The organism is Sphaerisporangium sp. NPDC088356 (assembly GCF_040685555.1).
In the GTDB taxonomy this organism is placed as follows: Bacteria; Actinomycetota; Actinomycetes; order Streptosporangiales; family Streptosporangiaceae; genus Sphaerisporangium.
On the sequence record NZ_JBFBIK010000020.1, the window covers coordinates 44,355 to 56,154 of the forward strand.

Consider the following 11,800-nt stretch of genomic DNA (forward strand, 5'->3'; position numbering starts at 1 on the left):
GCGGCCGCGGATTCATTAGGCGTCGCGGGAAAGGCCGGCGGGGATTGCCGTGGCGGCGTTTTTGCCGTTGAGGGCTATTACGCTGCCGCCGGGGGGGCTCTCGGCCGTACGGGCGACGACGGCCTCGGTGGTGACGCTCCTGGAGCCGGCGGGCGCCACGGCCATCGGCGTCCCGCTGCTCGGCGCGCGGGTAGCCGTCGGCGGCACCGCGCCAAGGTCGTGCTAGACCTTGGTGGCGGCCGAGGCGACCGGTGGCCGAATAGGGCACGAAGGTTTTTTCGCTGGAAACGCGGATAGAACCACTCGGCCGCATAAGAGAGGTGGCGTGGATGAACGTCGAAGGACCACGGTTGAGTGGCCGTCAGGTCAACCTGGTGTTCGCCGGGCTGATGGTGGCCCTTCTGCTCGCGGCCCTCGACCAGACGATCGTCTCCACCGCCCTGCCGACGATCGTCGGCGATCTCAAGGGCCTGGAGCACATCGGCTGGATCGTCACCGCCTACATCCTCGCCTCCACCATCGGCCTGCCGATCTACGGCAAGCTGGGTGACCTGTTCGGCAGGAAGATCGTCTTCCAGGCCGCCATCGTGATCTTCCTGATCGGCTCGGTGCTCTGCGGGGCCGCGCGGAACATGCCCGAGCTGATCGGGTTCCGCGCCCTCCAGGGGCTGGGCGGCGGCGGCCTCATGATCGGCGTGCAGGCGATCGTGGCCGACCTCGTCTCCCCACGCGAGCGGGGCAGGTACACCGGCATCATCGGCGCCGTCTGGGGCCTGTCGTCGGTCATCGGGCCGCTCGTCGGCGGCTTCTTCACCGACCACGCGAGCTGGCGCTGGTGCTTCTATGTGAACCTGCCGCTCGGCCTGCTCGCTCTCGGCATCACCGTGTTCGCGCTGAAGCTGCCGAAGCCGTCCATCAGGCCGAAGCTCGACATCCTCGGCACGGCGACGCTGGCCGGCACGTCCACGTGCGTGGTGCTGGTCACCAGCTGGGGCGGCACGGAGTACGCCTGGGGCTCCCCCGTCATCATCGGCCTGGCGGCGGGGGCGGTCGTCCTCGCCGTCGGGTTCGTGCTGGCCGAGCGCGCGGCGGAGGAGCCGATCATCCCGCTCCACCTGTTCCGCGACAACCTGTTCGTGTTCCCGACGGCGATCTCGGTGTTCGTCGGCATCGGCATGTTCGCCGCGATCGCGTACCTGCCGACCTTCCTGCAGATGGTCAACGGGGCGAGCGCCACGGGGTCGGGCCTGCTGATGCTGCCCATGGTCGCCGGGATGACGATCACCTCGATCGGCTCGGGAAGGATCATCTCGGCGACCGGGCGCTACCGGATCTACCCGATCCTCGGCATGGGCCTGCTCGCGATCGGGCTCGTGCTGCTGTCCCGGATGAGCGCCGAATCGTCGATGGTGCTGAACGGGTTCTACATGTTCGTGACCGGGTGCGGGCTCGGCATGGTCCTTCAGACGCTGGTGCTCATCGTGCAGAACTCCGTCGGCCACCGGGACGTGGGCGCGGCCACCTCGGCCGTGAACTACTTCCGGCAGACCGGCGCCTCCCTCGGCACCTCGCTGGTGGGCTCCGTCTTCATCCACCGACTGTCGGACGCCCTGAGCGCGACCGGGGCGAGGCTGCCGGTGCGGAGCGTCAACGCGATCACGCCGCGGATGGTCCACCAGCTTCCCGCGCCCGTGCGCGAGACGATCGCCAGGGCGTACGCGCAGGCACTCCCGCCGATCTTCCTGTACGTGGCGCCCATCGTCGCGATCGGATTCGTCCTCGCCTTCTTCGTCAAGGAGATCCCCCTGTCGACCCGCCCGGCCTCGGCCAGGCATGATGTCCCCGCGCACAGCGCCTGAGACGATCAGGCGTGGGAACGCCGTTACAGTAGGAGGCGTTGGAGGGGACGTGGCCTCGATATCGCAATTGATCAGAAATCTCCTGGATCGTCCGGGAAGCGCCAACCTTGGCCCTTTTCAACGCGTGGCCACGCAGGCGGGCGCCCATGAAGACCGCATAAGGGCGCTGGACGAGCTTCCGCGACCTCGCATGGACGACCTCGCCGAATTCTGCGCGATCGCCCGCGAGGCCGCCCGCCGCACCCTGGACATGCGGCCCTTCGACGTGCAGCTCGTCGGCGCCCTCGCCCTGCTGTCCGGGCACGTGACCGAGATGGCCACCGGAGAGGGCAAGACCCTCTCCGGAGCGATCGCCGCGGCCGGGCACGCCCTGCGGGGCAAGCGCGTGCACGTCATCTCGGTCAACGACTACCTCGCCCGGCGCGACGCCGAGTGGATGGGGCCGCTCTACGAGGCCCTCGGCGTGTCCGTCGGCTGGATCGGCCAGTCCTCGACGCCCGGCGAGCGGCAGGAGGCGTACGCCAAGGACGTGACCTACGCCTCGGTCAGCGAGATCGGCTTCGACGTGCTGCGCGACCGCATCGCGACGGCCGCCGCCGAGGTCATCGTGCCCGAGCCGTCCGTGGCGCTGATCGACGAGGCCGACTCGGTGCTGGTGGACGAGGCCCGCGTCCCGCTCGTGCTCGCCGGCGCCGCCGACCCCGGAGCCGACGTCCCGGAGACGGCGGAGCTCGTACGGCGGCTCTCGCGCGGCTACCACTACGAGCTTGACGACCAGGGGCGCAACGTCTTCCTCACCGCCAAGGGCACCGACGCGGTCGAGAAGGCCCTGGGCGGCATCAACCTGTACGAGACCCCTGACATGCTGACGCGGATCAACCTCGCCCTGCACGCCCACGCGCTGCTGACCCGCGACGTCGACTACCTCGTCCGTGACGGGCGCATCCACCTGGTCAGCCAGTCGCGCGGCCGGGTGGCGACGCTGCAGCGCTGGCCCGACGGCCTCCAGGCGGCGGTCGAGGCCAAGGAGGCTCTCCCGGCCAGCGAGACCGGCGAGATCCTCGACTCCATCACCATCCAAGGACTCATCCGCAGGTACCCCGAAATATGTGGCATGACGGGCACGGCGGTGGCGGTCGAGGAGCACCTCAGGGAGTTCTACGGCCTGAAGGTCGCGGTCGTGCCCTCGAACAAGCCGTGCGTCCGCGTCGACGAGCCCGACCGCGTGTTCGGCACGGTCGCCGACAAGGAGCGGGCACTGGCCGACGAGATCGCGAGCGTCCACGCGACGGGCCGCCCGATCCTGATCGGCACCCTCGACGTGTCCGAGTCAGAGCGCCTGGCCGACGACCTGCGTGCCAAGGGGCTCGACTGCGTCGTCCTCAACGCCAAGAACGACGCGGAGGAAGCCGCGATCATCGCCCGCGCGGGCGCCCGGTCGGCGATCACCGTGTCCACTCAGATGGCCGGGCGTGGCACCGACATCCGGCTCGGCGAGGGGGTCGCCGAGCTGGGCGGCCTGTACGTCATCGGCTCCGGCAGGCACGCGAGCAGCCGCCTGGACGACCAGCTCAGAGGCCGCGCCGGGCGCCAGGGCGACCCCGGCGGCTCGATGTTCATGGTGAGCCTCGAAGACGACCTGATCACGCAGTACGCCCCCGACGAGGCGATCCCGCGCGCCGACGACGACGGCGTCGTGCGCCACAAGCGGGCCGGGTACGTCGTCGGCCACGCCCAGCGGGTCGCCGAGGGCACCCACATGGAGATCCACCGCAACACCTGGCGCTACACCCGGCTGCTGGAGCGGCAGCGCGACCTGGTGCTGGAGCAGCGCGACAAGGTCCTGCGGGGCGACGCCGCCGCGGACGCCCTGGCCACCGCCGCGCCCGAGCGCTGGAGCGACCTCGGCGAGCGGGTGGGCGAGTCCACGCTCCGCCAGGCGGCCCGCGAGATAGTCCTGTTCCACCTCGACCGGTGCTGGACCGAGCACCTGGGCTTCATGTCCGACGTGCGCGAGGGCATCCACCTGCGGGCCCTCGGGCACCGGCTCAAGCCCATCGACGAGTTCCACCGCGAGGGCGTCGCCGCGTACCGGCGGCTGCTCGACGAGGTCGAGAGCCGGTCTGTCGAGACGTTCGAGACGGCCGTGATCACCGCCGACGGGCTCGACCCGCTGGACAGCGGCCTCAAGCGGCCCACCGCCACCTGGACCTACCTCGTGCAGGACAACCCCTTCGGCGACGCGTTCGACCGGGTCCTGAAGCGCCTCAGCCCGAGGGCGAAGCGCCGCCAGGGCCTCGAAGAGGCCTGACATGCCCCGCCCCGGGTGCGTTGAGGGCTCGCCGGGCGCCTGTGATTGGGTGCTGGGTAACAGGAGCGGCATCAACGAGCACCTCCACGACTCTCTTAGGTGACTGCGCATGAACCCTCATGACTTCCTGGAAGTAGATCGTGACCTGTCCGGCGAGGAGCGGGCCATCCGGGACGCGGTGCGCGACTACTCCACCGCCGAGCTCCTGCCCAACGTGTCCGACTGGTTCGACGCCGGCACCATTCCCGACCCGCGCGGGCTGGCCAAGGGTCTCGGCGAGCTCGGGCTCTTCGGCATGCACCTGTCCGGGTACGGCTGCGCGGACACCAACGCCGTGAGCTACGGTCTGGCCTGCCGGGAGCTTGAGGCCGTGGACAGCGGGTTGCGCAGCTTCGTCTCGGTCCAGGGGTCGCTCGCGATGACCGCCATCCACAGGTTCGGGTCGGAGGACCAGAAGGACGAGTGGCTGCCGCGCATGGTGACCGGCGAGGCGCTCGGCTGCTTCGGCCTCACCGAGCCCGACTCGGGAAGCGACCCCGGCTCGATGCGCACCCGCGCCCGCCGCGACGGCGACGACTGGGTGCTCGACGGCACCAAGATGTGGATCACCAATGGCTCCGTGGCCGACGTCGCGATCGTCTGGGCCGCGACCGACGAGGGGATCCGGGGCTTCCTCGTCCCCACGTCGACCCCGGGCTTCTCCGCCAACGTGATCCACAAGAAGCTCTCGCTGCGCGCCTCCATCACCTCCGAACTGGTCCTCAACGGCGTGCGGCTGCCGAACAACGCGGTCCTGCCGGGGGCCGAGGGGCTCAAGGCGCCGCTCTCGTGCCTGTCGGAGGCGCGCTTCGGCATCGTCTGGGGAGTTGCGGGAGCGGCCAGGACCTGCCTGCTGGCCTCGATCGACTACTCCAAGACCCGCGTCCAGTTCGACCGGCCGATCGGCGCGTTCCAGCTCACCCAGCGCAAGCTCGCCGACATGCTCGTCGACGTCAACCACGCCATGATGACCGCCTTGCAGATCGGGCGGCTCAAGGACGCCGGGCTCGCCCACCACGCGCACGTCAGCTTCGGCAAGCTCGCCAACGTGCGCGTGGCACAGCGCGTCGCGGCCACGGCGCGGAGCATCCACGGGGCCAACGGCATCACCCTCGAATACCCGGTCATGCGGCACATGGTGAACCTCGAGACGGTCGCCACGTACGAGGGCACGGAGGAGGTCCACGCCCTCACCCTCGGCCGCGCCGTCACCGGCCTGGACGCCTTCCGCTGATCCGTGAACCTTCGGGGCCGCGGGAGAAGTTCCCGGTGGTCGGATTTTTTCTCCGCAATACTCGCGAGGATGTAGAGAACGTGCCGGCGTGCTTCTACCTATAGGTGAGCTAGGTAAGCGCCGAAGGGCGCGGAAACGAAGGAGCCAGGACATGAAGTACATGCTGCTGATGCAGTTCGGCCAGCAGGCCGACTTCCCGCCGATCAGCACATGGGCCCCGGATGAGGTCATGGCCCACATCGAGTTCATGCACACCGCGAACGAGAAGCTCACCGCCGCAGGGGAGTTCGTGGAGGCGCAGGGACTGGCGATGCCCGATCAGGCCAGGATCGTGCGGTCCGGTGACGGCGGTGCCCCCGTCGTCACGGACGGCCCCTACCCTGAGACGAAGGAATTCCTGGTCGGCTACTGGATCGTCGACTGCGAGACCCAGGAGCGGGCGTTCGAGATCGCCGCGTCCGTCTCGGCCGCGCCCGGGCCAGGTGGTAGGCCGTTGAACATGCCGATCGAGGTACGCCAGGTGATGTCGGGCCCGCCCGAGGAGCTGTGAGCGCTGACTGATCCCGCCATCGACGACCTGTTGCGCGAACTGGCGCCGCAGGTCGTCGGCGTGCTCACCCGGCGCACCGGGGACTTCTACACCGCCGAGGACGCGGTCCAGGAGTCGCTGCTGGACGCCGCGGCCCAATGGCCGCAGGAGGGCGTGCTAGGCAATCCGCGTGGCTGGCTCATCCAGGTCGCGTTCCGCCGGATGACCGAGCAGGTGCGCAACGAGCAGGCCCGCCGGCGCCGAGAAGAACTGGTGGCCACGCAAGCGCCCCCGGAGCGGCGAGCCGCGCCCCCGGCGGACGACGCGTACGAGGCGGACCGGGACGACACTCTGATCACGCTGTTCCTGTGCTGTCACCCCGCACTGACGCCGGCCTCCGCGATCGCCCTCACTCTGCGGTCGGTGGGCGGCCTGACCACGGCCGAGATCGCAAAGGCGTTCCTGGTGCCCGAGGCGACCATGGCGCAGCGGATCAGCCGGGCGAAGCAGCGCATCAAGGCATCGGGTGTGCCGTTCCGGATGCCCGCCCCCGAAGAACGGGCACGGCGGGTCGGTTCGGTGCTGCACGTCCTCTACCTCATCTTCAACGAGGGTTACGCCAGCAGCGCCGGCCCCGACCTGCACCGCGTGGAGCTGTCCCGCGAAGCGATCAGGCTGGCCAAGATGATGCACGCCCTCCTCCCGGACGACCGCGAGGTGGCCGGGCTGCTCGCGCTGATGCTGCTCACCGACGCCCGGCGCGCCGCGCGGACCGGCTCGCGCGGCATCCCCATCCCGCTGGCCGCACAGGACCGGAGCCGGTGGGATGGCAAGGCCATCGCCGAAGGGGTCGCGCTCATCACCGCCACCCTGGCCAAGGGGGCGGTCGGCCCCTACCAGCTCCAAGCGGCGATCGCGGCGCTGCACGACGAGGCGCCGACTGCCGAGGAGACCGACTGGCCGCAGATCCTGGCACTGTACGGGCTGCTGGAACGCCTGTCCGACAATCCCATGGTCACGCTCAACCGCGCCGTCGCCGCCGCCATGGTGCACGGCGCCGCGACCGGCCTCGACATGCTCAAGGCGATCGACACCGACGGACGCCTGGCGGGGCACCACCGGTTCCACACCGCCCGGGCCCATCTGCTGGAGATGGCCGGCGACCTTCGGGCGGCCGTCGAGGACTTTCGGGTGGCGGCCGGCCGTACGACGAGCATCCCCGAGCGCGACTACCTCACCGCCCGCGCCGCGCGGCTCGCCGCGGTGTGCTTCGAAGCGGAGAAATGACCACGGCTCCTCGGCTCCCGATCTCCCGGCGGCGTCGGCTCTCCTATTCGTCTTTGGTGCCGGTACGGCTTGCGCCTCCCGCCCTGCCCTGTCGGGCGGCGGGCTCCGCTTTCGGGCGCAAGCCGTACCGGTGTCGCCGAGGCACACACCGCCCGGTGATCACCGTGCCTCGTCGAGACCTCACAGACCCCTGAACCGCGAGGTCAGCTCAAGGGTTCGCCACCGAGCCCGGTGACGAACCAGACCGTCTTGCCGCCGCCGTCCGCCTCGACGACGCCCCAGTCGTCGGCGAGCGTGCCGACGATCAGAAGCCCCCTGCCGTCGGTGGCGTCGAGGCTTCCGGGAGCCTGGCGAGGCAGGCCGTCCCCGGCGTCGAAGACTTCGCCGTAGACCCGGGACCCGTCGCTGCCGAGCCGGAGCGAGAAGGCGGTGCCGCCGTGCCTGATGGCGTTCGTCACCAGCTCGCTCACGATCAGGGAGCAGTCGTCGGCGAGCCCTCCGGTGCCCCAGCGCCGCAGTTCCTGGCAGACGAGCACGCGTGCCGCGTGGACGCTCCGGGCATCGGCGGACAGGATCCACTCGGCCGTGCGGAGCGGGAGACAGCCGAGAAAGTCTGAGGGGGACGGGTGATTGGCGCGGAAGGTGACAGACACCTGCTCCTCCTTTGTGGGAGCGCTCCCACCCAGGTTACGACAATAATTCGGTGCTGTGAATCACTCGAAACATGATTGTTTCTCTAGATCGGCCGTCAAAGCGCCGCAACTCGCTCCGTTCGCACCTCATGACCCCCTCTGGCCTCAGGAGACACGGTGACCCTGGATAGTTACTGGGAGCGCTCCCAAGTGCCTGACGACATGGTGGTCCTCCCGCTTCGAGCGGGCGGCGGGCGGAAATCCTCTGGGCCGGCCCGGCTGTGCTGGGTAACCTGGGAATCGTGCATCTCACCAACATCCGCATATATCCCGTTAAGTCGATGGGCGGGGTGGGGCTGAACGCCGCGACCGTGGACCTGTGGGGGCTGGACGGCGACCGGCGGTGGGCCGTCGTCGCGGCGGACGGCGAGGTCTACACCGCACGCGACCTGCCGAGGATGCTTTCGGTGACCGCCGCACCGGCCCCGGGTGGCGCGGTGACGCTCACGGCCCCCGGCCTGCCGCCGATCGAGCTGTCACCGCCCGTGGACGGGACGCCGACGCCGGTACGCCTCAGCCGCCTGGACACGGCCATGGCGGCGAGCGAGGAGGCCCACCGGTGGATGTCGCGGGCGCTCGGCCTGCCCGCCCGGCTGCTGTGGCTGGAGGATCCCCTGCGCCGCACGGTCGGGCGGTCACACGGCGGCCGGCCAGGAGACACCATGGTGTTTCAGGACGACGGGCCGCTGCTGCTCGCCTCGCGGTCGTCGCTGCGGCGGCTCGACGACTGGATCGCCGAGGGGGCCGTGGAGCGCGGCGAGGAGATCCCCGAGCCCCTTTCGGTGCTCCGGTTCCGGCCCAACGTCGTGATCGAGGGAGCCGAGCCGTTCGCCGAGGACACCTGGACGCGGGTGCGCATAGGAGAGGTCGAGTTCCGCGTCGGGGAGCATTGCGACCGCTGCGTGCTCACCACCGTCGACCCGGTCACCGCCGTCAAGGGCAAGGAGCCGACCCGCACCCTCTCCCAGCACCGGAACTGGGACGGGAAGACCTGGTTCGGGATCCGCCTGATCCCCGACGGGCGCGGCGAGATCCGCGTCGGGGACGCCGTCACAGCCGCCCTGTGATGAGCCTTCACACGTGGCGGAGGCCCGGCCTCGGCGCATGAGGACGGCCCGGAGCGCCGGACCGGCAGGACGTCCAAGGCGTCACCGCCACCGTCTCCGGTGCCGGGTGCCTCTCACGCCCTGCCGGCGCTCTCACAGGCGGGCACGGCGTCGGGTGCCGCTCAGCCGCCGCTCTTACGGCGGAAGGAACGCTTGCCTCCGACGGGGCCGTGCGCGCCGTGGATCTTGGAGGCGTCCTTCCCGCGGCCGTTTCCGTTCGTCTCGGCCTGGCCCTGGCGCTTGCGTTCCAGGGCCTCACGGAACTTGCGCTTCAGCTCGTCGTCCGGGGATTCGGTTTCCGGCTCCTGTGCGTCGGCAGTCATGCGGACCTCCTGCTCTTGGACGGGGCAACCACTCAGCCTCGCACGTGCGCGTGCGTGACCGCCCGCCTGGCGTCGGTGTCCTGCACCCCGCCCCCGATTCCGTCACGCCCAGATCCGGCGAAGCACCAGCACATCATCTCACGGGTCACCGTCCCCCTTCGTACGCGCGTCCTGACTTGGGCTGACTTCGTGCCACAATCACCTCGGCGCGCTGGGAGATCAGTCCCACCAGAAGGACCAGATGTGCTTCCCCCGGATCTGCTCCGCGTAGTCGATCAACGTGCCCGCGCCCTGGACGATGGCGTCGGGACAGAAGGTCCAGTGCTCGGCGGCGACGTGCAGCGCATGCTGCGAGGTGACCGGAGGCGCGGCCACGCTCAGGTCGAGCGTGTTGAATCCGAGGCCGACCAGGCGGGCCCCGAACCTGTCCTCCCAGCTCCGCACCACGGCCGCGAGGGGGACGTTCCATTCGTTGTGGTGCAGCGCGCCCTGCCATCCCATGACGGCCAGGGCGTCCGCCCCGCGCTGGACCGCCGCCAGGCCGACCGGCGTCCCCTGCTCGGCCAGCATGGCGGCGTACCGGTCGGCCAGGGCCTCGGGGTCGGTGCGCGGTTCACCCGGCTCCGCCGGTCCGGGACAGTGGGGTCCGAACGGGTCGAGGATCTCGACCTGGTCCTCGGCGGCCCGCTCGATCCAGTCGGCCCACACCTCGGCCATGAACGCGTCCACGTTGTAGTTGTCGATCTCGGCCGCCGCGTCCGGGGCGATCTGCCCGACGGTCCACGGCTGGACGGAGTCCTCCATGAGAACCGGCCACAGGCCCGAGCGCGGATGGTCGGCCCGGAGCCGGGCCCACAGGGACCCGGTGACGGGCGCCTGGCTCAGCCAGAACGCCGGACGCCGCTGCGAGGGGAACCGGGCATAGGTGGGGTCGGGCCACACCACCGCCCCCGCCGGGAGCTCCACAGAGAGGGTGCGCCCGTTTCCGCCGTCGTCGAACAACCGGCGTACGGCCGGCGGCAACTGCCGTCGCTCACTATGGTCCATCTCCACCGTTCCGGTGCCGATCACACCAATAGGATCCCGGTCTGCCGAGATGCCGGGGGGAGGATCCGCCACGTCTCCCGTCGTACCGCACAATCGCCCATCCTGTCGCGTGCCCCCGGCCATGATCTCAACCGTACGGAGACTCGGACAGATCGGCATCCTCAGCTACCGTGGTGACATGACGGATCTGACCGGTAATCTGCGTGCTTCGGATGCCGATCGAGAGGCGGTCTCCGAAAGGCTGCGGGTCGCCGCCGGCGACGGCCGGCTCTCCCTCGAGGAGCTGGACGAGCGGCTCGACAGGGCCTACGGGGCGAAGACCTACGCCGAGCTGGACGTGCTCATCGCCGACCTGCCGGTCGTGACGCACCTGGCCGTCGCCGAGGAGCCGCTGGTGCTGCAGACGCGCTCGGGGAACGTGCAGCAGGTCGGCCCGTGGATCGTGCCGCGGCACATCACCGCCGACTGCGCCTGGGGCAACATCAAGATCGACTTCACCCAGGCGTCGTGCCCCCACCGGGAAGTGGTGCTCGACGCCAAGTGCGGGGCCGGCAACATCGTCGTCATCGTGCCCCGGGGCTGGACCGTCCGGCTGGAGAAGGTGACGAGCGGCATGGGGAACGTCGTCAACAAGGCCAACGATGCCCCCGTCCCCGGCCTGCCGGTGCTCCGCGTGATCGGCCAGGTCAGCATGGGCACCATCAAGTTCAAGCACCCCCGCCGCTGAGACGCCGGGCGCCCCGCCGCTCAGGGCCGGGGCACCCCTGCCACCGGGGACCGGGCATCTCGCCGCCGAGGGCTGCACATCTCCGCTGAAACAGCGAGCACCCCGCCACGTGGCTCACACATGGACATATACATAATGCACTGATATAAGTTGCTTATGGATCTGCCGGTCTCCGTCACCACGCGTGACTTCCCCGCCGCCGAGGTCACGGCCGCACTGGAGGGGCTCACGCGCCTCGTCCTGCGGCTGAGCACCCGCGGCGACCTGTCCCTCACCTCGGTGGCGGCGCTGTCCACGCTCGAACGCACCGGGCCGTGCCGGCTGACCGACCTTGCCACGAGCGAAGGCGTGACGCAGCCCGCGATGACCCAGCTCGTCTCCCGCCTCCAGGAGGCCGGGCTGGCCGTACGGGCCGGTGATCCTGAGGACAGGCGCGTCGTGCAGGTGCACATCACCGACGCCGGGCGTGCCGCGCTGGCCGAGCGCCGCGAAGCGCGCGCCGCCCTGCTCACCGAGCTGCTCGCCCAGCTCAGCGAGGCCGAGCGGTCCTCCCTCGTCGCGGCCCTCCCGGCCGTCCACAGCCTGACGCGCCTGGTGCCCGACGACCGTTCTGGCACTCGCCGGGCGATCTGAACACCGAGATCCG

General features: G+C 70.3%; 12 protein-coding genes. 9 read left to right on the forward strand and 3 right to left on the reverse strand.

The annotated features are described in order from the left end of the window. Window positions 1-67: 67 nt before the first annotated feature. From AB0O34_RS10640 to AB0O34_RS10665, 6 genes are all read left to right on the forward strand, one after another. Window positions 68-226: a hypothetical protein gene (locus AB0O34_RS10640; protein WP_363914902.1), complete on the forward strand. Its 159-nt coding sequence runs from the start codon at window positions 68-70 to the stop codon at window positions 224-226. A gap of 103 nt (window positions 227-329) precedes the next feature. Then, the gene (locus AB0O34_RS10645; RefSeq protein WP_363914904.1) at window positions 330-1,859 is read left to right on the forward strand and encodes an MDR family MFS transporter; all 1,530 of its coding nucleotides are present in this window, start codon (window positions 330-332) and stop codon (window positions 1,857-1,859) included. Window positions 1,860-2,049: 190 nt separating this feature from the next. Next, window positions 2,050-4,170, forward strand: a complete 2,121-nt coding sequence (secA2, locus tag AB0O34_RS10650) for an accessory Sec system translocase SecA2 (protein ID WP_363914906.1) — start codon at window positions 2,050-2,052, stop codon at window positions 4,168-4,170. Between the two features lie 109 nt (window positions 4,171-4,279). Continuing rightward, the gene (locus AB0O34_RS10655; RefSeq protein WP_363914908.1) at window positions 4,280-5,443 is read left to right on the forward strand and encodes an acyl-CoA dehydrogenase family protein; all 1,164 of its coding nucleotides are present in this window, start codon (window positions 4,280-4,282) and stop codon (window positions 5,441-5,443) included. A gap of 151 nt (window positions 5,444-5,594) precedes the next feature. Next, window positions 5,595-5,993, forward strand: a complete 399-nt coding sequence (locus AB0O34_RS10660; RefSeq protein ID WP_363914910.1) for a YciI family protein — start codon at window positions 5,595-5,597, stop codon at window positions 5,991-5,993. A gap of 3 nt (window positions 5,994-5,996) precedes the next feature. Then, a complete protein-coding gene (locus AB0O34_RS10665; RefSeq protein WP_363914970.1) occupies window positions 5,997-7,259 on the forward strand; it encodes a sigma-70 family RNA polymerase sigma factor in 1,263 nt (420 codons plus the stop codon). A gap of 203 nt (window positions 7,260-7,462) precedes the next feature. Here AB0O34_RS10665 and AB0O34_RS10670 read toward each other — a convergent pair whose 3' ends face one another. Beyond that, on the reverse strand, window positions 7,463-7,912 hold the full coding sequence (locus tag AB0O34_RS10670) for an ATP-binding protein (RefSeq protein WP_363914912.1): 450 nt from the start codon (window positions 7,910-7,912) through the stop codon (window positions 7,463-7,465). A gap of 281 nt (window positions 7,913-8,193) precedes the next feature. Here AB0O34_RS10670 and AB0O34_RS10675 point away from each other — a divergent pair, with 281 nt between their 5' ends. After that, window positions 8,194-9,018, forward strand: a complete 825-nt coding sequence (locus tag AB0O34_RS10675; protein WP_363914914.1) for an MOSC N-terminal beta barrel domain-containing protein — start codon at window positions 8,194-8,196, stop codon at window positions 9,016-9,018. 161 nt (window positions 9,019-9,179) lie between these two features. Here the strand turns inward: AB0O34_RS10675 and AB0O34_RS10680 are convergent, their stop codons facing one another. Next, window positions 9,180-9,380, reverse strand: coding sequence for a DUF5302 domain-containing protein (locus tag AB0O34_RS10680; RefSeq protein WP_363914916.1), 201 nt, complete (start codon window positions 9,378-9,380; stop codon window positions 9,180-9,182). Between the two features lie 219 nt (window positions 9,381-9,599). Then, window positions 9,600-10,451: a DUF4253 domain-containing protein gene (locus AB0O34_RS10685; RefSeq protein WP_363914918.1), complete on the reverse strand. Its 852-nt coding sequence runs from the start codon at window positions 10,449-10,451 to the stop codon at window positions 9,600-9,602. 154 nt (window positions 10,452-10,605) lie between these two features. On the opposite strand from AB0O34_RS10685, the gene AB0O34_RS10690 reads away from it, so the two are divergent. Beyond that, window positions 10,606-11,154 (forward strand): DUF1707 domain-containing protein, encoded by a 549-nt coding sequence (locus AB0O34_RS10690; protein WP_363914920.1) that lies wholly within the window; start codon window positions 10,606-10,608, stop codon window positions 11,152-11,154. A gap of 156 nt (window positions 11,155-11,310) precedes the next feature. Beyond that, on the forward strand, window positions 11,311-11,787 hold the full coding sequence (locus AB0O34_RS10695) for a MarR family transcriptional regulator (protein ID WP_363914922.1): 477 nt from the start codon (window positions 11,311-11,313) through the stop codon (window positions 11,785-11,787). Window positions 11,788-11,800 lie beyond the last annotated feature (13 nt).

Bases quoted from the DNA above. Each gene is read 5' to 3' on its own strand.
- AB0O34_RS10655 (WP_363914908.1), top strand. From the start codon at position 4,280: ATGAACCCTCATGACTTCCTGGAAGTAGATCGTGACCTGTCCGGCGAG.
- AB0O34_RS10645 (WP_363914904.1), top strand. From the start codon at position 330: ATGAACGTCGAAGGACCACGGTTGAGTGGCCGTCAGGTCAACCTGGTG.
- AB0O34_RS10690 (WP_363914920.1), top strand. From the start codon at position 10,606: ATGACGGATCTGACCGGTAATCTGCGTGCTTCGGATGCCGATCGAGAG.
- AB0O34_RS10695 (WP_363914922.1), top strand. From the start codon at position 11,311: ATGGATCTGCCGGTCTCCGTCACCACGCGTGACTTCCCCGCCGCCGAG.
- secA2 (WP_363914906.1), top strand. From the start codon at position 2,050: ATGGACGACCTCGCCGAATTCTGCGCGATCGCCCGCGAGGCCGCCCGC.
- AB0O34_RS10680 (WP_363914916.1), bottom strand. From the start codon at position 9,380: ATGACTGCCGACGCACAGGAGCCGGAAACCGAATCCCCGGACGACGAG.
- AB0O34_RS10660 (WP_363914910.1), top strand. From the start codon at position 5,595: ATGAAGTACATGCTGCTGATGCAGTTCGGCCAGCAGGCCGACTTCCCG.